The sequence below is a fragment of the Pseudoflavitalea sp. G-6-1-2 genome (genome assembly GCF_012927185.1).
Lineage (GTDB): Bacteria > Bacteroidota > Bacteroidia > Chitinophagales > Chitinophagaceae > Pseudobacter.
Genome location: NZ_JABBGB010000003.1, coordinates 1,584,282 through 1,608,783, shown reverse-complemented (window position 1 = coordinate 1,608,783; position 24,502 = coordinate 1,584,282). Strand labels below are relative to the sequence as shown.

The following is a 24,502-nucleotide window of genomic DNA, read 5'->3' as shown; positions in this document are numbered from 1 at the left end:
CGACCGGCTGTTTTGCTACAATCAAAGCGATGATTTGCTAAGCACGCGTAAGGATACGCGGACAGATAAGGGGGCATACCAAACTCAAAAACATCCTGAAAGCAGTTCGCACACCCACCTTTCCATCCAACTGTTATTTAATATTATGTGGGTTATCAATAATACAACGCCAGATTCCATCTGCTCCTTTCCTCACCACATCTGTTGAAGTGCCGGAGTATGTAGCATCATTCCCTGCTTCATCTTTATATTCAACACTCCAGTCGAGAATCAGCAATGCAATATCTCCGTTGATCAGTGTATGCCTTGTTTTTCCTGAGATCTTTCCGTTCATAGAAAAATATGGAATTAGTGCATTTTTCAGGTCTGTTCCCTGCGCAGATACTCCCGGAGCTGCGGCAATCACTCCCCCTTTTTCGTAATAGGCATCGATGAGGTTATCGACATTCCCCTGATTGAAGTAATGAATGAATACCTCCGTTGTCATATCCGGACTTGTTGCGATAGGCGCTACTTGTGTCATTTTATTTCAATTATTTTTTGATAGGTTTGTATACTTCAAAACGTCGTTGAAAAGAGATCTCTGAATCATCGATGCCTCAAAATTATTTACAATACTCACTTGAAACCGGATGCTTTACTAAAGTATAGCGCCTCTATAAAACCAAAGTAAAACACATGAAAGCTGCATCAATAGAAGAATGTACACGGTCTCTGCTTCCCATCAGGGATGTGCTGGATATTTTAGGCGGCAAGTGGAAGTTGCAGATTCTGATGCTGCTGATGTTTGAAAAGCGAAGATTCAAAGATTTGCAAAACCATATCCACGGCATCACCCCCAAGATGCTTGCCCGCGTTTTGCGTGAGCTGGAGATGAACCAGCTGATCGATCGTACCGTGTACGACGAATCCACTTTTTATATTGAATACTCCATCACTCAATATGGGCTGTCGTTAAAAAAAGTAATCCTCGAACTGGAAAGCTGGGGAAAGGAACATAGGAAAAGAATATTAGTGAAGACTGCTTAAAGCATTTATCCAACAACAAAACTGCCGGCTGAATCAGATTCAGCCGGCAGTTTTGTTTTGACAATGGCCATTCTGAAGAAGGGTTACACCTGCAGACCACGGTCATACCATGGAAAGACCATAGATAGGAGTCGAAGCACTAATCAAGTAAGGAGAGAGTAAGCTCAGAGTGAGGTGCGGGTCATCGTGGAGATAACGTGGACTTGATCTGGAAGCGAGCTGGAATTGAGGTGAACGTCTTTGCAGAGGTGTTTGGAAGGACAGCTTTGCTATTGCATGATGCATACAGCAGCTGCTGGAGTAAAATGGATGATGAGTGCAATGACATTTCGGAGAGATTTGGAGTAGAATTGATCAAAAAACGATGGTTGAGATAATACAGTTTCGCGGAGGCTTGCTCCGGAGTGAGAAATTGAATTGGTTCGCCCTAAAATGCTTCGCTTAATTATTCAACGAAGTGCTGAGAGAAAGCAATGTGCTATTCTCTTTGTTCTTTCAGACGAGTATCGTGAGATAATCCGTTGCGTATTGCATCAGGTATCTGCTGCATGCTTTCTTCACTATCAGATTGCCGCGAATATTGTGCCAGTACTGCGTTTGAGGCAGGTTGTTTTACCTGTTGTTTTTGCTGCTGTTGCTGACGTTGTTTGTAACGAAGTTGTCTGCGCTGTTTTTTGCTGAGCGTATCTATAGGCGGTACTTCTACCTTGATGATCTCCGTACAGTGGAATCTTTTATCGTACAAAGGATATTTACCCTGATAAGGATTGGCCTGCAACACTACCATCAGTGTGCCTTTGCCGGGAACATTCGCATTCCATACCAAAGGAGTTTCCAGTGGCTTATCCTCGTTCTTTGCTGTAAATTCATGAGTAAACGCATGCTCCCTGAGGTTATTGACTTTGCCTGTTGCCAGATCGATCCTCATGGCAATGAGTTTGATCTCCATATGTGTAACACGCAGGAGCCTGGGAGGTAGGATGTATCTGATGCGGAGGATATTGTCTGTATCCAAAATATGGGAGGATACAAAATTTGCTATGCGGGTTTGCTGATTGAAACGAAACCCACGTAATCCTTCCACACCCTCTTCGATGAGTTTTTTGTTCAGGCGATTTACATGGCTGCCATCTTTCTTTCCTTTCAGGTATGGCGCTAATGCCTGCCGGATGAGCTTGCCGGTATGGCTCGCATCTCCGAATGCTTTAGCTGCATTGCGTGTAGATTCTGTTTGTGCTACATGCTCAGGCATGCTGCGCAGGCAATGTTTGCCGTTTCGATAGTAGCCGATGAGGTCACCGCCGAGGTTGCCGCTGAACTTTGTCTTTCCTGTTTGAATAGCCATAACTAAAGGTTTATGTGATAGGAAATGATATATGAATCTAATAAAGAGATGCAGCGATAAATATTCAGAAGATGTTAAAACCTGTATCGGTGTTGCATATGCGGTTACTTAAAACAGCAATTATCCCTTTCCGGGAATACCTCCATTACGGGATTTGGAATTGCGGGCTATTACGGAAGAGCTCCGTTAAGTCCAATACAAAATTATCTCCGAATAACAGCGGGAAAAAAAACGCAAACTGGCGTTATTTTTCCCGCTGCCATGCTCTCCTTTCTATCTACTTTAGCTGTACGATTTAGTGCGCTTATACATAAACGTCTTGCAGCACAATTCTGACAATTTAAGCACAGCAAGATTAAATGTAGCGCCCGGTTGCTCTATATTAACGACTATAGGGTTGGGCCTACTTTTACTCCTTTGTTGTGTTTGCCTGCCGCAAGGTGGGGGCCGTCAGAAGCCAGTGTTGCAAAAGAGTAAGTAGGTCCAACCCTATAGTTGTATTCATTCCCCCAGCTTAGGGTTCCCTTCTTACCTTCTTCAGTTTTTTGTCTCCTGTTGTACTGAATTCATCGAGATTGATGATCCATTCCTATGCGGCGGTGCCCCTCCATTATTTATTGCACTGCAACATTCCTCTGCATGCAAGCCATAAACCGCCTCCATTACCAAAATGAAAAACATATTGCCGCAGCCTGAGCTGCGTGCTAAAAAGCCACCTACAAAAATGGCCTTACCGGCCTCAACCCCGCCCTAAACCGTAGTTATTCTTAACCTAATGAAACTCTTTTATTATGCTAAAGAATGCACAACAAGAAGCTATTCAGAATATCAGTGTCAGTAAGAAAGCAGCCAATGAAGCGCAATTTCAAACAATGCTGGAGGCTGTTCAGCAACTCCGCTCGGTTCTATCCGTATTTATTCAGCATGATTTTATTGGTGTTCCGTACTCCCGCAGGTTCAGCACCAGCCGCGTTTATCTGCCGGGCCGCGATACGCAGATTCCTTATATCCGATTCAGAGGGAAATGGCTGATGGAGCGCGGTTTCTCCGCCAACGGGCATTTTCGAATGATTGCCCTCAAAGACTTACTGATTATATGCCCGGATAAAACGCCAGAACCGGAAGCATCAGAAGCAGCCTGTAAAATTATACCGATCGCCAACAAGCTTGCAGGATAATTGGATTCCAATATCAGCCCAAATCAAATCGTAAAAACTTCGCCAGAGGCGAAGAAATATAAGTCAATCGCGAGACCGAGAGACTGGGCACCCGCGAAGTATTTGCAGCAGCAAAACCGCCTTTACTCCGCTCGTTGCACAGAAGCCCCCTCCTCCCTCCCCCTCAAATTGATGCAAAAATCTAAAAACAGGGATTCCGCCAGATGCCCACTCAGCGGGTTCCGGGGCCGGGAGCGGGATATGCTGACCAGGACCTTCGACCAGGTTGCGCCACAGCCCGGCCCTGCACCACCGCCCAATCCTCCTTCCCCCAAGCCCCATCGGAGTCAACCCCTGTCCGGCCTGGTTGTCGGACTGGTTCTGCATATCCCGGCACGGCCCTCAAAACAACACCACCCACCCCAGCATCCCATCATTCACCAAAACTTATTAATCCCATTCCCATGATTACCACCACTTCACATACATACAGCAATACTAAACACCCCCTCTCTGATTTTTGCCTTAAATTTGCCCTTCCTAAAACTATTATTAATGGATTTTCTCGCATCCCTGAAAATACAGCCCACCAACGCCGGCGCTTCTACCGGAAGCCAATGGCTCAATACTGGTGGCGCAACAATCGAATCTTACTCTCCTGTAGACGGAAAGCTGATCGGTTCTGTACGTGCAGCAGACAAGAAAGATTATGAAGCAGTGATCACCAAAGCTCAGGCAGCTTTCGCTGAATGGCGCCAATGGCCTGCTCCAAAACGTGGTGAAGTTGTTCGTCAGATCGGCGAAGCGCTCCGCGCCAAAAAAGAAGCTTTAGGCAAACTGGTGAGCTACGAAATGGGTAAAAGCCTGCAGGAAGGATACGGTGAAGTTCAGGAGATGATCGATATCTGCGACTTTGCGGTTGGCCTCTCCCGTCAGCTGCATGGCCTCACGATGCACAGCGAACGCCCCGGTCACAGAATGTATGAGCAATACCACCCGCTTGGTCTGGTTGGTATCATTTCTGCCTTCAACTTCCCGGTAGCTGTATGGAGCTGGAACACCATGCTGGCATGGGTTTGCGGAAACGTTTGTATCTGGAAGCCATCTGAGAAAACTCCTTTGTGTGCAGTGGCTTGTCAAAATATCATCGCAGAAGTATTTACGAAGAACAATGTACCGGAAGGTGTATGCGGACTCGTTATCGGCGACCGTGAAATCGGCGAGCTGATGAGCAACGACGGCCGTATTCCGCTCGTATCTGCTACTGGTTCTACCCGCATGGGTAAAGCAGTTGGCGCTGCTGTAGGTGCCCGTCTCGGAAGAGCCCTGCTCGAACTGGGTGGCAACAACGCTATCATCATTTCTAAAGATGCTGACCTCGATATCGCTATCCTTGGTTCTGTATTCGGAGCGGTAGGTACTGCCGGACAACGTTGCACTACCACCCGCCGCCTGATTGTACACGAAAGCGTATACGATGCAGTGAAATCCAAACTGGTAGCGGCTTACAAGCAACTGTCGATCGGAGATCCGCTGAACGAAAAGAACCACGTAGGACCGCTCATCGATAAAGATGCTGTGAAACTGTACCTCCAGTCTATCGAAGCCTGCAAAAAAGAAGGCGGCAACTTCATCGTTGAAGGTGGCGTACTCGAAGGAGCAGGTTACGAAAGCGGATGTTACGTAAAACCAGCCATCGCAGAAGCAAAGAATGAATATGCGATTGTTCAGCACGAAACCTTTGCTCCTATTCTTTATCTGATGAAATTCTCTACCATCGAAGAAGCCATCGCATTGCAGAATGGCGTTCCTCAGGGATTGAGTTCGAGTATCATGACCCTCAATCTCCGCGAAGCAGAACAATTCCTTTCTGCTGCAGGCAGCGATTGTGGTATCGCCAACGTAAACATCGGAACTTCCGGTGCTGAGATCGGCGGTGCATTCGGTGGAGAAAAAGAAACCGGCGGCGGACGTGAAAGCGGAAGCGATGCATGGAAAGCCTATATGCGCAGACAAACAAACACCATCAACTACTCTACCCAACTGCCACTGGCACAGGGCATTAAGTTTGATGTTTAATTAAATATGCTTAAACGGACCGTGCTGCACAATCGATAAACACGCTTTATCGTTTATGCAGCACGGTTCGTTTTCTTGATATATCTCACATTATTTCAATAACCTTACGAAGGGCAAAATATTACTGGCCTCCAATGCGTTAATATGCATTGGAAATCTAATATCGGTTGAAACGGCCATTCTGTTAATCCTGATCCCCCTGCCCTCCCTCCCAAGTAAGGCAAACTGCGTGCCACAAAAGCGCGTAGGGATAACGGTTATCAGTCTGGAAGTTTTTTGTCGATCCTATCTTATAAAAGACAAATAATATACAGATGAAAAAACTGTTTACACTCCTGTGTTTTACTGTTATTGTTTCTGTAGGTTATGGTCAATTGCGCCTGGCTATTGCGGGCGGTCCTCACCAATCTAAAATCCAGGAAAGCAACAGCCTTCCCGGATGGGATGATCTGATGAAACCAGGTTATTCAGGAAGAGGTGGGTTCAACGTAGGAGTGTTGGCGGAGATCCCCATCAGTGAAAACAAAAGATGGTATATCCAGCCCGGCATTTTTTACATGACCAAGGGAAGAAAATTCTCCCGGACCTACGACACGGCGGCTATCCGAACAGACAGCCTTTCGCTCAAGTCGGAATTTTTTCCTAACTACATCGACATCCCCGTGAACATCACGTATAAGTTGCCGCTGGGTAAGAAGAACTCGTTCTTCATCAGCGCCGGACCTTATATCGGATTTTTCTACACGGGTAAACAGACCACCGAAACCAAGCTGTTCGACAACAACTCGGTTCGTATCAAAAAGAATGAAATGCCCATCGAGACGGGCAATGAAACCTGGAAAGTTAAGACCATCGATTATGGTGTGAATGCCAGAGCCGGCTTCGAATTCGGAAGCCTGCTGATCTCCGGTTTCATGAGTCAGGGGCTGAATAATTTCTACACCGCTCCTTACGATGCCAAATTCAACAATCAGGTTATGGGTGCATCCGTTGGGTTCTGGCTCAACAAGGCTCCGCTCTTCGAGCGCAAGCCGAAAGACAAAGACAATGATGGCGTGATAGATAAAGACGATGCCTGTCCGCTCGAACCCGGAACCTTCGCCGCAGGCGGTTGTCCGGATAAAGATGGTGATGGCGTTGCAGACAAAGTTGACAAATGCCCCGATGTTGCGGGCCTCAGAAAATACGGAGGCTGTCCTCCACCAGATCGTGACGGCGATGGCATCATCGATGAAGAAGATAAATGTCCGGATGTTCCTGGAACTATCAAATACAAAGGTTGCCCCATCCCGGATACCGATAAGGATGGTGTGAACGATGAAGAAGACAAATGCCCTACTCTCGCAGGAAGCAAATTAAACAATGGTTGTCCGCTCCCGGATAGTGATGGTGATGGCATTCCAGACAACGAAGATAAATGCCCCACCGCAGCTGGTCCAAAGAGCAACAAAGGTTGCCCCGAACTGAAGAAAGAGCTCATAGATAAAGTGAACTATGTAGCCAAACAGATCTTCTTCGACAAAGCGAGCGACAGGCTCACTGCTCCATCCATGCGCGCACTGGAAGAAGTAGTAAACATCATGAACAACAACCCGCATCTGGTAATGGCCATCGATGGTCACAGTGATAATACCGGTAATGCACAAAAGAACCTGAACCTGAGTGCCAAGCGCGCCAATGCTGTGAAGCAGTACCTGGTTCAGAAAGGCATCTCACACCTGCGCCTCGATGCAAGCGGATTTGGTCAGTCCAAACCAATTGCAGACAACAATACAGAAGCAGGCCGTGCAAAGAACCGTCGTGTTGAATTGCGTCTCGCCAGCGACTGGGGTTATATCAGACCTTCAGCAGCATGGAAAGCAAGTGCAGCATCGCGCTAATTGCAGCATACACTTCATAGATTGATTTGAAAATACCAGAAGGCGTCTCTTTCCAGAGACGCTTTCTGCATTTAGTAAATGTTTTGCCGCCTCAACTTGTTTATTCATCGGCTCAGTATGGAATTACTCTGCACCAGTTGCAGTTCGTCGGTGCGCAGACGCATGCTTACGCAATCGTTGGTAGCTTCCGTTTTTGAAACATTATGAAAACAATCATCTCCGTTACAGCATCATTCCGCATTTTATTATCGCTGTTCGTTTGCATTTCTGTACAATCACTATACGCGCAGGAAGAAGAAAGTGAATGGACAGGCACCGCCAGTTTTATTTCGCGCAGTGTTGGAACCAATAGCTGGAAAGAAAAATACAATTCTGGAGGCTACGACCTCTTTTCCGAATACACCATGGAAGCAACGATTGTAAAAGGAAAAGGAACCGGCACAGCCCGTATCAAACTGAAGAAAGTTGATAAAAGCTCCGAGTGGTTCGATGGCAGTCCCTCCAACTGCGTAAAAACAGAAGAAGGATATGCTGAAGCAAGCGCAGCCACAGAAATGTCTGTGAGTTTTTACGATGATGCCTATTCTTTCTGGATCTACATCCCTCCTGTTTCCGGCACCACCACCATTCAGGAAAATTGCACAGGCGCCAGCCAATCCGGCACAGGAAAAATAGGTCAGGATGAAGGCATGATTCAGGTGGAATTTCAGCCTCTCAAAGATCCCAATATTTTGTCCGGAGAGATCATTGAAAGAATCGACAATCCGCCTACGGTAAATGGTGGAACCATTTCTTCTGACAAACTTGTTTACTGGCAGGAGCTCACGCCTGTGATGCAGGCTGGTGGCTATTCTGAAACCATTCTCAAATGGACTTTCACCAAACTGCCCGATGATGTGGAGCTGATCATCACCCCGGAGAATTACGACAAATGGCTGCCGCAGCCAGGAAGCTCGGAACAGGATCATGGAGCAACCATGAACGTTAGATTGAACCTGAAACCCAAAGAAGGACAAACACTCAAGGCAAAAGCGGCATCCTTTAAAGTGATATTGAACAATACTTCCGAAGAGCCGGGCATCGCAATCAATTATCCTGCAGTTAAGCCCGATAAGAATCTGCCGGATATCAGAATACTCGCAGCAGGCCAATCCACTCCAGTGAACAACGGTCAACAAATAACGCTGCCTGCAAACGATGGCGAATCGGCCGAAGCCACCCTCGCCTCCTACGACGGCGGCGGATACACCACTTTAACAGCCGAAGCTGTACTCACGGACGGCCGTGTGATAAAAGGGAAACTGCTCAAGCCATCAGGAACAACCGAAGTGCTGATTCCCAAAAGAAATGGACAACGCCTTATTGCATCCGCCTGGACAACCAAAGATCCGAGCAGCTCGGATACAGAAGACAACGAAACGAGCAAAGGCAATCAAAACAACGGGGACGGGCTCTCTGCATATGAAGAATACAGAGGAGTTTTCAGTGGGGGTAAACATATCAGGCTCAGCAATAAGAAAAAGGAATTGCTGGTGCAGATTGCAGACAAAGATCTCGTGCATTTCAAACCCGGACTCAGCCTGCTTGCCAGCGCTGCGGGCATTGAAGCATTGCCATTGACGGAAAAAGAACTCAGCAAAAACCGCCTGCTCAATATCAACAGCAACAGCGGGAAAAACGGCGATCAGTACGCGCTGCTGTTGCTGAATCAACCCATCGGTTCTGCATCGGAAAAGCAAAACTATGGCACAACAGGCATCAATCTTCCCAAACCCAAATACGGCAAAACCATCAGAGAGTCCGAAAAAACAATTGTGGACGTGGCAGAAATAACCAGATCTTATGCCGAACAGGAAGCAGTGGTGAAAAAAGCAAAAGACCAGATGCCTTACACCTTACAGGAGGAGATCAGCAGCACTGTTGCGCATGAGCTGGCGCATGGCCTGAATGTATATCATCATGGCGATGCCGGCAGTGATGCGGCGAGACCAATCAATTACACGGGGAAAGTAAAAGTGGTAGCTTTCGGATCGGAAGGCGATAAACCACTCCCCTACAAACAGGATACCCTGTTTACCTCGAAGATTGGCCTGCAAGGCGGAGAATCCAGCGGCAATCTATCCTGCATTATGGTGTACACCAATTATTTTCAATGGGCAGCCGATATCAAGAAAGGAGAACATATCCATTACCATGCAGTGCCGCTGCTGCCGGTGGGGAAGATTTTCTGCACCGCACCCGATGCAACCGGCATCAATAAAAACCCGCATTATTTTGGTAAAGCCACCAGAGGCAATTGCCTTGCACAACTAAAGATAAAAGCATACTAGCCAGCACAAATTTCTACACAGAAACCGGTAACCACAACCGGTAGAAACAGTTAAAAACATTTCATTAACGTATCGGAAACCGTTGCCACTCATGTAGTTTGCAGGCATCAACGGTACAAAATGCCTACATTTATTTTCTGGCTACCTCATCTATTGAAAATTAACGTTATTTGAGCGCGAAAAAAAGGGATATTTGTCCCTTACAGCAAACGGATCGTTGCTGATTTTCATCTGTTAGTTAAAGTAAATAAAACAATTACTACATGAGTAACTTGGGAAAAACAATTGGAATAACATCCGCCCTTATGATCACCGGTATGCTTGCCATTGGTCAACAAGTGGAAGGCGAAAAGCAGGGCACCGTGCCCAAAGGTTGGCACCTGCTTGATAAATCCAAAGATGGCTACAGCGGTATCAGTCTTGGTAAAGCCTATGAATTTGTAAAGTCAAAGAATTTAAAAGGTAAACCAGTTATAGTTGCAGTGATCGATTCCGGCATCGACACACTCCACGAAGATCTGAAAGAAGTGCTCTGGAAGAATCCGAAAGAAATCCCCGGCAACGGCATCGACGATGATGGCAATGGCTATGTGGATGATGTGTACGGATGGAACTTCCTCGGCAACAAAGATGGTCGCAACCTGAAACAAGACAGCTACGAAGGCGCCCGTGTGTATCATGCATACAAAGCGAAATTCGAAAAGGTTGATCCCACTACCCTCTCAGGAGACGAAGCCATCACCTACAAAATGTGGGCGAAAGCCAAAGCGAAAGTAGAAGGCGACGGCAACAGCGGCGCCGATCTCTTTATGCTGAAAACAGCGCTGAAAAATGCAGAGAAAAGTGATAGCGTTATCCGCGCAGGCATGAAGAAAGATGTTTACACCGGCAATGAGCTCGACACATTCACTGCCACTACACAAGCGGAGAAAGCTGCCAAAGGCGGTTTCCTCTATCTCTTCAGAGCCAACAAAATGATGGAGACCACCAACAAGGAATTCATCGAAGGTTTCTCTGAATACGTTAATGGCGAATCGAAGAAAGCAGAAGCAAAAGATCATGCTCCTGAAGATCTCCGTGGCGCAGTTACCGGCGACAACGAAAAAGACATCAACGACAAATATTACGGCAACTCCGATGTAATGGCCAGCACACCATTCCACGGAACACACGTTGCAGGCATCATTGGCGCGGTTCGCGGCAATGGAAAGGGTATGGACGGAGTTGCAGACAACGTTCGCATCATGGCCGTTCGTGCAGTACCCGATGGCGATGAGCACGATAAGGATATTGCACTGGCTATCCGCTATGCAGTGGACAACGGCGCTCAGATAATCAACATGAGCTTCGGTAAAGATTATTCTCCCAACAAAAAATGGGTAGACGAAGCCGTTCAGTATGCCAACAGCAAAGGCGTATTGCTTGTACATGCTGCAGGCAACGACTCCAAAGATGTTGATGTGCAGGACAATTTCCCAAGCCCCGTTTATCAGAGTGGTAGCGGAAAAGCAGACAACTGGATCACAGTAGGCGCCAGCGGCGACGAAGCAGCAGGTGGCCTCACCGCTTCTTTCTCCAACTACGGAAAGAAAGAAGTGGATGTATTTGCACCTGGTGTAAAGATCTACTCTACCATCCCCGGTGGCAACACTTACGGCGATGCACAGGGTACCAGCATGGCTTCTCCTGTAGTGGCCGGTGCAGCAGCTTTCCTGAAAAGCTACTTCCCTAAACTTTCACCAAAGCAACTGAAATATTGCATCGAGAAATCAGTACAGGCGCCAACCGGTCAGGTTAGAAAACCCGGTACCGACGAAATGGTCCCGATGTCTGATCTCGCAAAAAATGGCGGTGTGATCAATGTGTACGAAGCAGCAAAGATCGCGGCAACCCTTCAGGGTGGTGCAGTTCCGGAGAAAAAGAAAACTACGGTGAAACCAACCATGAAGAATAAGAAAGGATAATCTTTCACTTCTTTTTATAGCAAAGGGCATATTCCGGAAGGGATATGCCCTTTGTGTTTTGCGCTTTTTGCTGTAGCTTTAAAATAAAACATCACATGATCAGGAGAGAGAAGATGGTGATTCCCGAATCTTATAAAGGGTATACCGACCTGGTAACAGAGATCAACCCTGTTGACGGTCTGCTGAAAAGCACCAAACAATTCCGTAAACTCATCAATAGCATACCTAAGCAGAAAGCAGACTACGCCTACGCTCCAGGCAAATGGACGCTCAAGGAACTGCTGCAGCATATCATCGATTCAGAAAGAGTGTTTGTTTACCGTTCACTGCACATGGCCCGTAAAGATGCCGCCGCCCTTCCGGGTTTCGAAGAAAACGACTGGGCCGATGCATCACGTGGTAAAGAACGCAAATGGAAAGACCTGATCGAAGAATTCTTCTTCCTTCGCAAAGCCAATGAACTATTTTTCGTGAGCCTCAACGAACAGCAGTTGCTGCAAACCGGTACCGCCAACAATAACACCGTGAGTGTGGCTGCACTGGCGCTGGCAATTGCAGGTCACCTCCGCCACCATATCGGTGTAATTGAAAAACGCTACCTGAAGCCATATCCTGCAAAGGAAAAAAGCCAGGCAGCGCCTGTAAAAAAGAACGCGGCAAAGAAAAATGCAGCAAAGAAAAAAGCCGAAGTAAAAAAGAAGGAAGCGCCGGGTAAGAAAAAGGTGAACACACCGAAGAAGAAATCGGCTCCACGCAAAACCACTGAAACAGGCGATCTGAAAAAAGATGTAGGATTCGCTACACCTAAAGGTGGCGCTCCTGTAAGAAAGAAGGCTGCTAAAAGAAAATAAACAGACAGGCTTATTGGCCAAACTCATAAAGCTTCAGAAAAAAAGCGGAGTTCACATGAACTCCGCTTTTTCATAGCTATGCAATGTAACAGGTTTTCGGTGTCCCTTATTTGTTCAACGCCTGTTGCACTCCGCGCAGAAATGCATCCATCTCCTTGATCAATGCTGCCAGCAGCTGCTGTTTGCCTGGTTCGGAGCCATCTACCTTGATGGAGTATTTCATCTGTGTACCTTTTCCTTCTTCGTTTACCAGTGAGAACATATAGATATTCTCGGTTACGCCTTTGGGTAACGGAGCAACGACGCGGTTCACAATGAATTTGTATTCGGGCATAAACTGCGATACTTCATCCGTACGCGTTGTACCATCTGCAAAACTGATGGTACGCAGCAAAGCTGTTTCCAGACTGCCTTTGGTGCTGATGCTGCTGATATGGCCATTGCTGAGCTCGTTCCATTTGGCAGGGTCTTTCACCAGCTTCCAAACTGCATCCACACTCACATTGAAGTTCACCGTGGTATCTTTATCGAAGGTTATTTTCTGTGCTTCGCCCATCTGGGCAGTAGCTGTACCGCAAGCCGCCATCAGCAAACCTGCAATGAGTTTTATTTTTTTCATAGTTAATATTCGTTGATGTCCTATTGCAATCTGGCAGCAGGAATAACTTCCCCTTCCTTTTTCTTTTCTGTTGGCTTTTTGCTGAGTTTTTCTCCGAAGAGCTCAATCAGTTTCTTCTCGATGTCGCCGGGTGTTTCAGGATCGAAGCCTACATCCTTCGCGATTATCTTACCGCTGGGATCGATCAGAAATGTAGACGGCACGCCGGTTACAGCAAATGCTTTGTGCGCAATGTTGATGTTATCCAGCGACTGCGGCCACGGGAAAGCCTCTTCTTTTACAGCCTTCAGCCAGGCAGCCTTATTCTTGTCGATCGAAATGCTGTAGATCTCGAACTGATCGCTTTTGTAAGCCTTGTACACTTCCTTCATATGCGGAAAAGACTGCTTGCAGGGCATACACCAGCTGGCCCAGAAATCGATCAGCAGATACTTGCCTTTGAAGGCGCTCAACGCAAGCGGCTTGTCTTCAGGTGTGTTCAGCGTGAAGTTTTTCACTGTGCTGCCGATAGCAGAGTTTCTGGCACCTTCGATGAAATCAGGAATATCCTTAGCAGCTTCTGTCTTCTTCATTGCAGAAGAAAGTTTGGCATACAGTTTTTCCTGCTCATCCAAAGATAGCACAGATCTGCCTGTCCCGGAAAGCGCCATCACGCTGGCATAGGAATCAGGATGTTTGGTAACGAACTGCTGTACAAACTCGCCGATATATTTTGAAGACAGTTTCTCTCTTTCTTCTTCAAATGCCTTGAATTTCGGATCAGACTCCTGCATCCAGCCGGTTCCGAATTTATCCTCCAGTCCTTTATTCACCTGTTCGTAGGCTTTGTAGGATTGCTGATTGAATTGCTGATACATTACAGCAGACTGCATGCCGCCGATAGTGCCGCTTTCCATGCCTTTGGTGAGATCGATATTTGAAACGGTTACCTCACCGGCTCTGTCGATCAGCAGCCCGAAAGGCGTATACATGCTGCCGTTCTTGATAGTGTACTCTGCGTACATCAGCGCCATCAATGGTTTTTTGTAGGGCAGCTTAAATGTAAATTGTCCGTTGCGTACTTCGGCAGAATCGTTGGCCACATCGTTGCCGTACAGGTAGATCTTATTGTATCCTTTGAGATCACCGGTAACACTGCCTTTGATGGTGACGAAGCCCTGTGCTGTTGCTGTGATGCAGGCGCCCATCATCATCCCGGCCATTATTATTTTTTTCATGGATCTGTTGTTTTTCAAATGTTATAATCTGTTGAGGATGGCTTTGATGCTGGCCTCTGCCTCATCTGTATATCCAAGGAATTTGTCTACGATCTTTCCTTCTCCGTCGATCAGATACAATGTAGGAACGCCACTGAACATATACTCAGTCTGTGTTTTACGGATATCGGGTGTGAGCACCTGCTTCCAGGCTACTGCTTCTTCGTCCACCGCTTTCAGCCATGCTTTTTTATCGTGATCGATGGATACACCCAGCACTTCAAATCCCTTGTTTTTGTATTGGGCATAGAGTTCCTTCACTTTCGGAATGGCTTGTCTGCACGGACCGCACCAGCTGGCCCAGAAATCGATCAGCACATACTTGCCCTTGTAGGATGCCAGTGAAACGTTGTTGCCGTTGTGATCGGGATAAGTGAATCCGGGCGCGGGTTTGCCGTTCTCCAGCATCTTTGTGCGAACGATATAGGTTTTCACGTCGTCTTTCATCTGACGTGCATCTTTGAACCAGGGATATTTCGCAGAAAGCTTATCGAGTATCGCGAGGGTTTTGTCTGCATCCTTCGACCAGTTGGTACGTTGCAGCGCGGCGATTACCGCAGGCTGATCGGCATAGTTGTCGATGATCAGCTGCATGCGCTTGCGCTCGATATCATTGAACTTATTGAGGCGATCCTGCTCATTCAGATAATTCGACCAGGTGGAATCGATAGCCTTGTGGCGTTTTGCAAAATAGTCCTCGTTGTACACGAAGATGCTTTCCTGATAGCCGCACCAGGTGATATGGTTCACCATATTGATGATGCGATTGTTCAGAGAGTTGCTCTTGATGAAGACATAAGGAGGATTCTTGATCTTGATGGCCGCTGTATCATAGCCTCTGTCGTTGATCTCGGCATCTGCATCGGTAAAGAATTCTACCTGGTTCTCATATTTAAGAAGGTCTACACGGTAGATCGTAGGCACGGTGGCATCGATCTTAATGCTGTAAGTTCCGTCGGGCTTCACTTTTACGGAGTCGAATGCTTTGTATTCGTATCCGTATCCTTTCCCGATGTACACTTTGTTGAGATCATAGCCTAAGCGTTTGCATTCTTCTTCGGGCCATTGGAACTGGATCTTTCCACTCAGTGTTACCCATTTTTTGGGACCTGCTGCTTTTTTCTGTGCTGCTGCCGGCAGCGCGGCCATCACTGCCAGTGATAAGAGCCAGGGCTTTGCACTAAAACTTAACTTCTGAATTTTCATTGTATTTCAATTGTTGATATGATGGGTATATGACATCCATTTAGTTGTATCCGGGGTTTTGTTTGATCACTCCACCTGTAATGGCTGTTTCGTTGTAAGGCACGGGCAATACATACCTGTTGGCTGGTAAAACAGCATTGGGTTTTCTGCCGGTACGGATAAAATCGAAGCGGTCGAATCCTTCGCCCGCCAGCTCCCATCTGCGTTCGCGCAGGATGGCATTCAGCAGTTGTTGTTTGTCTGCGAAATCAGCCGCAGTATACAATGCAGGTTTGTCGGCGGGTGCAAATGCGCGCTGATGTATAGCGTTCAATGCATCGATGGCTTCCTGATTCACGCCATTTTTATTGGTGAGCGCTTCGGCTTTCGTGAGCAGTATTTCTGCCAGTCTGATGGCGGTGAGGTTATCGCGGTTTTGAGGATGGCTGAATTTCATCGGCGTGAGATGCACAGACCATGGCGCGCCGGTTGTGAGCAATTCCGTGGCACGTATATCCTTCGAAGCATATGATGCAATGAAAGCATCAGACAGGAATGTGAAACCATCATAAAAATAAATGCCATGATTATCGTAGGGATTGTTGTTCCAGCTCACAGGAAACGACATGATCAGTTCCGGTATGGTGATATTTATTTTCGCCGGAGCAGAGGTGTTATTCGGAAACACATCGAGTATGCTTCCAGCCAGCGCATATTGCGTGTTGGTAAGCACCTGCGTGCTGTAGGCGATGGCTTTATCATTATTCCTTGCATACATCGAAACCCTCGCTCCCAGCGCGTTTGCAGTTCCTTTGGTTGCTCTGGAACGTGTAGATACTGGGTCGTCGAACTTTGCTTTGAGATCGGGAATGGCAGCATCGATGTCTTTGAAGATCTGCTCGAACACTTCTGCATTGGTACTGCGGGGTATGTTCTGAGAACCATCATAGCCATCATAGCCCTGCAAACGAAGTGGTACGCCCATGTTGGAAGGCTGTGCTTCGAGTGCGCCATCTCCATACAGTCTGATGAGATTGCTGTAACAGTAAGCCCTGATGAATTTCGCTTCTGCGATGTATTGCTTCTTCAGCTGTGCATCGAATGTGCCGATGCTGCCTAATTTTTCTATCAGCACATTCGCCAGATTGATGGCGATGTAATTCTTCTCCCAGAAAGGATTATAGTTCGGATCACGCGGATCGATGGCTCCTGTGTAATACGGATTGTTCTCTCCCGCGAAGTTAGACAACAGACCCGTGGAGAAATCTCCCATTACGTATGCATCTGCTTTGCAGGCTTCGTAGAGTTTGATGTAAGCATCGCCCAGCGCGGCTTCTGCCGTTGTCTGATTAGTGAGGGCTGCGCGTTCCGTCATGGTATCTTCGGGAGCGAGATCGAGTTTTTTATCGCAGGCTGTGATGGAGAACAACGCTGCTGTGATCAATGCAAGAGGAATATATTTTGCGAACATAATAGCTGTTTTTAGGGTTAGAGACCTAGTTTCAATCCGAACCTGAAAATTCTGGGGTTAGGCAAAGTGAGTTCGTCGAATCCGGCTTTGAGTCCCGATGATCCGTATGCACTCACTTCAGGATCGATGCCACTGTATCCCGTGATCACGAAAACATTTTCAGCCTGCACAAACAGTCGCGCATGCGTGATGCTGCCGAGTCCCATTCTTTGCATCCATCCTTTGCTGAGATTGTAAGCCAATGTGATATTGCGCAGCTTGATGAAAGAAGCATCTTCAAGAAAGCGGCTGATATTGCGGCCTACCGTGTAATCGTATTTACTGAAAAATGATCCGGCGGAATTGCTGTTGTTCACCAGCATCGGAACTCCGGTATTGTCTCCTGTTTGTTTCCAGTAATTCAGCAGATCCCTTGAAAGATTGTTCACATCATCTCCGGAGAACGATCCGCTTGTATAGCTGTACAGCGCTGCATTTGCACCGTTGTACATTTTGTGACCTGCAGCAAAACTGAAGAACACATCCAGTTCAAAATTCTTATAAATGATATTGTTGCCGAAGCCCCCGTATACACTGGGCATAGCATCTCCCATGGCTTTGCGGTGCTCATCGGGTTCGTTGGGATATACTTCCCGGATTGGTTTGTCCAGCTGCTTTCCGGTATTGTCGGTCCACTGTGGTTGGCCGGTTTTGGGGTCTACACCAGCCCACTGGTACATGAAGAACTCAGAAGCGGAATAACCAGGCAACCAGAAATTGCCTCCATTGCTTTCGATAGTTGCAGCAAGACTGTTAGGATCGATCTTATGCAGCTTTTTGATGATGTTCTTGTTGCGGGAGATGTTCACGGTGCTGCTCCATTTGAAATCTCTGTGTTCGATATTGGTGCTGGTGATGCTAATCTCCCATCCCCGATTGTTCAGGTCTGCCAGATTCTGTTGCTGAATGGTGAAGCCCATGAATGAAGGAACCGCAGAAGTAAGAATCGCATCGGTTGTTTTACGATTGTAATAATCGGCAGTGATGCTCAGGCGATTGTTGAAGAGCGAAAGATCCATCCCTACATCAAACGTATTGGTGCGCTCCCATTTGAGGTTTGGATTGGCTGGCTGGCTCACACTGATGGTTTGCATATTGCCATAGGTGGCGCTGTAGGTGGCCAGTTTGTATTGCCCCTGATTGCCGTAGTATCCTGCCCCACCGTCGGTTCCGGTGAAACCCACGCTGCCCCTGAATTTCAGCTGATCGATGAAAGTGAGGTTCTTCATGAATTTCTCTTCGCTCGGCACCCATCCGAGTGAGAAGGATGGAAAGCCAACATACCGTCGGTTCTTTGAAAACCTCGAAGACCCATCCTGACGATAGGTAACACCTGCGAGATATTTATTCATGTACTGATAGTTCAGTCTTCCGAAATAAGAGACCAGCGCTGTTTTTTTCTCAAAGGCTGTGATAACTCTGCGGTCTGATGCAGCGGAGATGCTGAGGATATCGTCGCTCAGAAATCCTTGTCCGGTTACACTGGAAGTATTTTCTACGGACGATTCAAAACTTTGTCCCAGTACAGCATTTATTGTATGCACGCCACCCAACGTTTTATTTACAGTGAGCGTATTGTTGGTCACCCATTTTCTGTTTTGCGTACTGGTTTCGGAAGCTAGGCCGGTAAGCTGATGCGGGCGGCTTGCTTCTCTGCTGTAGCTGCGGCTGTTGACCATATCGGTACCGATCTCGGAACGGGCCACGAGCCATGGAAAGAGTTTGAGTTCTGCAAATGCCAGTCCGAGCACTCTGCTGTCGGTGGAGTAATTCTGGTTTTTGCGTGCTTTGGCAACGGGGTTCAGGTCTTCAGTTGGGCCGGTAGGATTGGCGCCATTACCCCAGGCATAAGTACCGTCGGCATTGTAAATCGGGAGATTGGGTGCGCGCAGAACGGCTTCGCGATACAAGGCCTGTGCCCCGGCCCCGCTGTTCTTTGCATGAGACACGGCAATGTTTGCACCTACTTTGAGGTAGCTTCCCAGTTGCTGATCTGCACTTACTTTTCCCTGGTATCTTTCATAATTGTTGTTGATGATGCAGGAAGGCATTTTATCGTAGCCCGCACTGAGGTAATAGCTGTTCTTGTCAGTACCTCCGCTCATATTCACATTGGCGGATACGCCGGTAGCCTTTCTGGTAATGGCATCCACCCAATTCGTATTGATGCCTTTGGGGAACACTTTCGGTGCATTGGGATTTACAGCTTTGTAATATGCATTGTAGAAATCGGCGTATTCATCACCAGTCATTACATCGTGCACAGCAAAGGGTTTGCTGATGGAAGTGGATACCTGTGCATTGATCTGCGTTTTGCCAACCTTCCCTTTTTTGGTGGTGATGAGAATTACACCTGCGGCTCCGCGTGATCCGTAGATAGCGGTGGCATAGGCATCTTTCAATACTTCAATGGATTCAATGTCGTCTGGATTGATGCTTGCCAGCGGATTCTTCTCAAAATTGCTTCCCTGTGTGTAGCCTGATACCACGGAAGTGCCGCCGAAAGCGAATCCGGGAGTAGAACCGGGATTGTAATTTACGTTGTTGGATTCCTGTCCGATGCCATAGATAGGAATGCCGTCTACCACCACCAGCGGCGCATTGCCGTTGTTGCTCAGCGTGCTGAGACCGCGGATGGTGATGGCTACAGCGCTTCCGGGCACACCTGATGAAGGAGTGATCTGTACACCGGCCATGCGGCCGATCATCATTTGTTCAACCGTGAGTGGCGGTGCTCCGGTTGGATTTGGTTTGAGTGTAGACACAGATCCTGTTAATTTTTTTCGGTCAGTAGTTCCATATCCTACCACCACTACTTCGCTCAGCTTCGTAATTTTTGCAGCCAACAGTGTATCGGGCTGAGGTTCGGTTCTGGCAGGTTGGGTTCTGATGGGTGTTTGCGCCTGCCCCACTGCAGGCAGCAGTGCACAGCACAATAAGACCATGGTTGTTCTCATAATTTAGTTAGTTGGTTAGTTTGGTGGAATTGCGAACTTCACAGAATTAGAAAAAAAGGGGACCTGCATCGGAAACTCTACATGAACCGGCGAAATAAAATGGTGAAAACCGGGATTCGATACACATTACAAAAGCACTGGAAATAGCGCTTAAAATACAGGCTGAATCTATATCTTAGTACGATGCTATCAATACTGAAACCACTGCTGCGGAGGGTTTTGCACTTCCTGTTCTTTCTGTTGGTGTTCCATGTACTCTGGTTCATCTTCTACTATCTTTCGAATAGTGGATTTGTGATGAAGGAATACAGGTTCGCCTACTACAAGCAGCTCTTTGTGAATACCACTGGTTTTGTTGCTTTTTATCTGGGCGCCTTCTGGCTCTTCCCTTATTTTATCAGCAAACAGAGATACTGGTGGCTGGCAGGTGTGTTGCTTGTGTTATCGGTAACGATGGGACAATTGCAGTTCCGCTTGCAGGATTGGCAGATGGATAACAGCAGCATATTCGGTTTCCGTAAAAAAGCGGATGCACCCCAACAACCTGGCGCAAATGTGGCGCAACCCGCTGCAATAATAAGTCAGGCTGAGGGCTCAGATGTGCGGGCCATGTTCAACATTTTCGTTTTCTTTCTATTCGGCATTGGGTATGCCTATGCAAAAGACTGGTTCGTAAAAGACAGGCGTGCAAGGATCCTCGAAAAAGAGAAACTGCAAAGTGAACTGGCTTTGCTTCGTTATCAGCTCAACCCGCATTTTCTGTTCAATACCATCAATGATATTTACTACCTGGCGCTGATCAAAAGCGATACAACACCGGATGCATTGCTGCAATTGTCGAATCTGCTGCGCTATGTGCTGAACGAAAAAGAAGAATGGGTGGGATTGGATAAAGAGTTGGAGCACCTGCAACAGTTTATTCAGCTGCATAAATTCAGGTTTCCCGATGAAGTGGTGCTGCAGCAGCGCAATATCGATGAACAGATCAGCAAGTTGCAGATACCTCCCCTGCTGCTGATCACTTTTGTGGAGAATGCCTTCAAACATGGAGAGCCGGGAACGGAAGAAACGCCGGTATCCATTCAGCTGGATCTGCAGAAAGGGCAATTGCATTATCAGGTAACCAATCATATCCCCGTCAATATTTCAAAGGACAGCAGCAGTGGCATAGGCATCACCAATCTGGAAAGACGATTGTCGTTGTTATATCCTGATGCATACCGGTTAGCATTCACAACAGAGAACGATCGATTTACAGCAACGCTTCAACTCAACCTGAACCATGGTAAAATGCATAGCAATTGACGACGAGCCCAATGCACTCGGCATCATCAAAGAATTCGTAAACCGCATTGCAGATCTGGAATTGCTGCAATCCTTTACTGATCCTACGAAGGCATTGCAGTATATCAAGGCATCCAGATCGGCCATACATCTGGTATTCCTCGATATTCAGATGACGAGGATGAATGGCCTGGCGCTGGCGCAGCATTTACCGGAGAGTACAAAGATCATTCTCACAACGGCCTATCCCGATTTTGCATTGCAGGGATATGAGCTGGATGTGATCGACTATCTGCTGAAACCGTTCTCCTTTGCGCGTTTCGAGCGGGCGATAGTAAAAGCGAGAAGCATTCTGCACGGATCGGCACCGGACATTTCGGGAGAAGAAACAAAACGGCTATCGCCACACAGCGACGATTTCATATTTGTGAGAACGGATTACAAAACGCTACGCGTAAAGATCTCCGAAATTCAGTACATCGAAGGATCGGGCAATTATGTTACACTTCATACACTGAAAGGGAAAATGATGGTGTTGCAGAATCTGAAGAAGTTTGAAGATCAGCTGCAACCTTATGCTTTCTTCAGGATACACAAATCTTACATTATTGCATTGGGGCATATCGACAGCATCGAGAAGAGCTGGGTGCAGATAGCCGGTAAGGATATCCCGATCGGCGAATCGTACAAGGATGCGTTCAACAGCTTTCTCAGTCAGCATTACAGGCAGTTCTGAGCCAGAATTATTTATTATACATGAGCCAAATACTGTTGCTCAATTCTTCATAGAGATAGTTGAGTTGCGGAAAATCTCTTAGTAGCTGCAAATGTCTGCTGATAGTAGTGTGATCATTCCGGATGGCAGGGCCTGTTTGCAAGTCTTTGGGAGATCCGTGTTTGATGCGATCAGCCACTTCGCTGATGAGCGGTTGCAGCATGCGAAAATCCAGTCCGCTTTGCTGGCAGTATTGTTCGGCCAGTGCATACAGATGATTGGTGAAATTGCTCACGATCACTGCGGCCACATGCAGTTGCAATCTTTGTTCGTCGCCTGCTATCTGCACCTGCGAAGAGATGCTACCTGCAATTTGTTGCAACAGCGCCAGATCATCGCCCGTATTGGCATCGATAAGCAATGGAATATCAGGTACTCCGGGCATCTCGGCACGCAGGCTCTGTAAAGGATACAGCACACCGTAATTAGTGGAGCAAACTTTCAGTACATCTTTCGATACAGATCCGGCGGTATGCACTACCAGTTTATTACCCAGATTAAGCTCAGCGGCTACGGCAGCCACTGCCCCATCGGATACTGCGATCAGATACAGATCTGCATCACTGCTGATCTCTGCTATATTGTGCACGGGCAACGCATTCCGGCTGGCGGCCAGCGATGCAGCTTTTGCTGCATCACGACCGTAAACCTGTACAATATCATGACCGGCCTGCTGCGCAGCATGGCTCAGTACCGTGGCTACATTACCTGTTCCGATAATTACCAGTCTCATTGTATAATTGGGTGCTGTTAAGCGTTCTTTCCATCCAGCATAGGCACGAAAGAGAAATTCTCGAACTGCTCGCGCTGAATAGTGCCATCAGGCATTTTAGTGAGTCTCAGCATCTGCTGCACGTCGCCTGCCCCTACGGGAATCACCATCTTGCCACCGGGTTTCAGTTGTTCTATCAGTTTGGGAGGGATAAATGGAGCGGCGGCTGTAATGATGATCTTATCGAATGGCCCGTAAGTGGGCAATCCTTCAAAGCCATCTCCATAAAAGTATTTGATGTTGAGGTATTTCTTTCTCAGTTCGAACTTCTTACCTACATCGAATAATTTCTTCTGGCGCTCGATGGTAAAAACCTGCGCCTGCATTTCAGCGAGTACCATGCTCTGGTAACTGCTTCCAGTTCCGATCTCCAGTACTTTTTCAAAGGAGCGCACATCGAGCAGCTGCGACTGATACGCTACTGTGTAAGGTTGTGAAATGGTCTGGTCTGCTTCAATGGGAAATGCCCTGTCTTCATACGCAACCTTATCAAACGCTGAATCGAGGAAAAAATGGCGGGGGATATTATTAATGGCCGCCAGCACACGTTCGTCTGTAATGCCTTTCTGCTTCAGCAGATCTACTAACTGCTTTCTTAGTCCTTTATGCCTGTATGAATCTTCGTAGGTTCTCATCGCCCGCAAGTTATTAAAAAATCGGGCAAGAATGGGAGAACCGCCCCCAAAATAGTGTATCGGAACCGTACACATTGCCTTTGAACGGCAATGGGTTAGTATGAAAGGGGGCAATTGTTAAAGTAAAAAATTGATGCAACCAAACTGTAACATCGTTGAAAAACCTGCGTCTTATTAACTGTAGAAAGCAAACGCGCAAATGCTTTAAGAAAACCAACAAAACAATTAGAACACCCTTATAAAAATACTTTTATGAAAAAGCGTATACTGATCCTCGTAATAATGATCATCACCGGAACCGTTGCAACTTTTGCTGCTCCCGTTGAACCAGTTGATCAGAAAATTTCCGAAGCCTTTATGAAAGAATTCACCGGTGCACAGGATATCCGCTGGGACAATGGAAAGAACTTCGTAAGAGCAACTTTCAAACTCAACAATCAGGTAATGTTTGCTTATTACACAGCAGATGCAGAATTGCTGGCGGTAACCAGGAACATCACCACTTCTCAACTGCCTGTAACCCTTCAGGCCGAACTGAAGAATACGCAGCAGAATCAGTGGATCTCCGATCTGTTTGAAATGAGCAGCAATGGGAACACAGCTTATTACATCACACTCGAAAGCAGCACTTACACGGTAGTGCTTCGTTCACTCGGTGCTGAAGGATGGGAAACCTACAGCCGCGTTAAGAAACCAGCATAAGAATATCAATATAGCCATGAAAAGGAACAGCGTCGCCCGATGGGTTGGCGCTGTTTTCTTTTGATGGCTGATTGCTTTTAGGTATCGCTTTAAAGTTTATTTTAAAACCTGCACTGATAATTCCACTTCAAATAAAACAGTGGTGGTTAATCGATAATTTTTCCCAGGAAAT

The 24,502-nt window shown here is 47.0% G+C and carries 19 protein-coding genes; 10 read left to right on the top strand and 9 right to left on the bottom strand.

The window, feature by feature from the left end; translation table 11 throughout:
- Window positions 1-133: 133 nt before the first annotated feature.
- Window positions 134-523, bottom strand: coding sequence for a hypothetical protein (locus HHL16_RS23765; protein WP_169427826.1), 390 nt, complete (start codon window positions 521-523; stop codon window positions 134-136).
- Between the two features lie 155 nt (window positions 524-678).
- On the opposite strand from HHL16_RS23765, the gene HHL16_RS23760 reads away from it, so the two are divergent.
- The gene (locus HHL16_RS23760) at window positions 679-1,029 is read left to right on the top strand and encodes a helix-turn-helix domain-containing protein (RefSeq protein ID WP_169427825.1); all 351 of its coding nucleotides are present in this window, start codon (window positions 679-681) and stop codon (window positions 1,027-1,029) included.
- A gap of 478 nt (window positions 1,030-1,507) precedes the next feature.
- Here HHL16_RS23760 and HHL16_RS23755 read toward each other — a convergent pair whose 3' ends face one another.
- Complete coding sequence (locus HHL16_RS23755) at window positions 1,508-2,374, bottom strand: hypothetical protein (RefSeq protein ID WP_169427824.1); 867 nt, start codon at window positions 2,372-2,374, stop codon at window positions 1,508-1,510.
- A 791-nt stretch (window positions 2,375-3,165) separates the two neighbouring features.
- On the opposite strand from HHL16_RS23755, the gene HHL16_RS23750 reads away from it, so the two are divergent.
- From HHL16_RS23750 to HHL16_RS23725, 6 genes are all read left to right on the top strand, one after another.
- Complete coding sequence (locus HHL16_RS23750; RefSeq protein WP_169427823.1) at window positions 3,166-3,552, top strand: hypothetical protein; 387 nt, start codon at window positions 3,166-3,168, stop codon at window positions 3,550-3,552.
- A 534-nt stretch (window positions 3,553-4,086) separates the two neighbouring features.
- On the top strand, window positions 4,087-5,610 hold the full coding sequence (locus tag HHL16_RS23745) for an aldehyde dehydrogenase family protein (protein ID WP_169427822.1): 1,524 nt from the start codon (window positions 4,087-4,089) through the stop codon (window positions 5,608-5,610).
- Window positions 5,611-5,924: 314 nt separating this feature from the next.
- Entirely contained in the window at window positions 5,925-7,490 is a 1,566-nt protein-coding gene (locus HHL16_RS23740) for an OmpA family protein (protein WP_169427821.1), read from the top strand.
- A gap of 203 nt (window positions 7,491-7,693) precedes the next feature.
- Complete coding sequence (locus HHL16_RS23735; protein ID WP_169427820.1) at window positions 7,694-9,820, top strand: hypothetical protein; 2,127 nt, start codon at window positions 7,694-7,696, stop codon at window positions 9,818-9,820.
- Window positions 9,821-10,083: 263 nt separating this feature from the next.
- Window positions 10,084-11,784, top strand: coding sequence for a S8 family peptidase (locus HHL16_RS23730; protein WP_169427819.1), 1,701 nt, complete (start codon window positions 10,084-10,086; stop codon window positions 11,782-11,784).
- 95 nt (window positions 11,785-11,879) lie between these two features.
- Window positions 11,880-12,635, top strand: a complete 756-nt coding sequence (locus HHL16_RS23725) for a DinB family protein (RefSeq protein WP_169427818.1) — start codon at window positions 11,880-11,882, stop codon at window positions 12,633-12,635.
- Between the two features lie 106 nt (window positions 12,636-12,741).
- Here HHL16_RS23725 and HHL16_RS23720 read toward each other — a convergent pair whose 3' ends face one another.
- Genes HHL16_RS23720 through HHL16_RS23700 form a run of 5 tightly spaced genes read right to left on the bottom strand, consistent with a single transcriptional unit; the run spans window position 12,742 to window position 20,162 of the window.
- Entirely contained in the window at window positions 12,742-13,254 is a 513-nt protein-coding gene (locus HHL16_RS23720) for an SRPBCC family protein (RefSeq protein ID WP_169427817.1), read from the bottom strand.
- Window positions 13,255-13,274: 20 nt separating this feature from the next.
- On the bottom strand, window positions 13,275-14,471 hold the full coding sequence (locus HHL16_RS23715) for a TlpA disulfide reductase family protein (protein WP_169427816.1): 1,197 nt from the start codon (window positions 14,469-14,471) through the stop codon (window positions 13,275-13,277).
- 21 nt (window positions 14,472-14,492) lie between these two features.
- A complete protein-coding gene (locus tag HHL16_RS23710; protein ID WP_169427815.1) occupies window positions 14,493-15,716 on the bottom strand; it encodes a TlpA disulfide reductase family protein in 1,224 nt (407 codons plus the stop codon).
- A 40-nt stretch (window positions 15,717-15,756) separates the two neighbouring features.
- Window positions 15,757-17,166: a RagB/SusD family nutrient uptake outer membrane protein gene (locus HHL16_RS23705; protein WP_169427814.1), complete on the bottom strand. Its 1,410-nt coding sequence runs from the start codon at window positions 17,164-17,166 to the stop codon at window positions 15,757-15,759.
- A gap of 17 nt (window positions 17,167-17,183) precedes the next feature.
- The gene (locus tag HHL16_RS23700; RefSeq protein WP_169427813.1) at window positions 17,184-20,162 is read right to left on the bottom strand and encodes a SusC/RagA family TonB-linked outer membrane protein; all 2,979 of its coding nucleotides are present in this window, start codon (window positions 20,160-20,162) and stop codon (window positions 17,184-17,186) included.
- Between the two features lie 183 nt (window positions 20,163-20,345).
- Between HHL16_RS23700 and HHL16_RS23695 the strand changes: the two genes are divergently transcribed.
- Both HHL16_RS23695 and HHL16_RS23690 read left to right on the top strand, forming a co-directional pair.
- Complete coding sequence (locus HHL16_RS23695; protein WP_169427812.1) at window positions 20,346-21,467, top strand: histidine kinase; 1,122 nt, start codon at window positions 20,346-20,348, stop codon at window positions 21,465-21,467.
- The gene (locus HHL16_RS23690) at window positions 21,445-22,182 is read left to right on the top strand and encodes a LytTR family DNA-binding domain-containing protein (protein WP_169427811.1); all 738 of its coding nucleotides are present in this window, start codon (window positions 21,445-21,447) and stop codon (window positions 22,180-22,182) included. Before HHL16_RS23695 ends, HHL16_RS23690 begins: the two co-directional genes overlap by 23 nt.
- A 7-nt stretch (window positions 22,183-22,189) precedes the next feature.
- Here HHL16_RS23690 and HHL16_RS23685 read toward each other — a convergent pair whose 3' ends face one another.
- Together HHL16_RS23685 and HHL16_RS23680 are read right to left on the bottom strand one after the other, a co-directional pair.
- Window positions 22,190-22,954 carry a Rossmann-like and DUF2520 domain-containing protein gene (locus tag HHL16_RS23685; protein ID WP_169427810.1) on the bottom strand — a complete coding sequence of 255 codons (765 nt, stop codon included), beginning with the start codon at window positions 22,952-22,954 and terminating at the stop codon, window positions 22,190-22,192.
- A gap of 17 nt (window positions 22,955-22,971) precedes the next feature.
- The gene (locus tag HHL16_RS23680) at window positions 22,972-23,628 is read right to left on the bottom strand and encodes a protein-L-isoaspartate(D-aspartate) O-methyltransferase (RefSeq protein WP_169427809.1); all 657 of its coding nucleotides are present in this window, start codon (window positions 23,626-23,628) and stop codon (window positions 22,972-22,974) included.
- 252 nt (window positions 23,629-23,880) lie between these two features.
- On the opposite strand from HHL16_RS23680, the gene HHL16_RS23675 reads away from it, so the two are divergent.
- A complete protein-coding gene (locus HHL16_RS23675) occupies window positions 23,881-24,330 on the top strand; it encodes a hypothetical protein (RefSeq protein ID WP_169427808.1) in 450 nt (149 codons plus the stop codon).
- The last annotated feature ends 172 nt before the right edge of the window (window positions 24,331-24,502 follow it).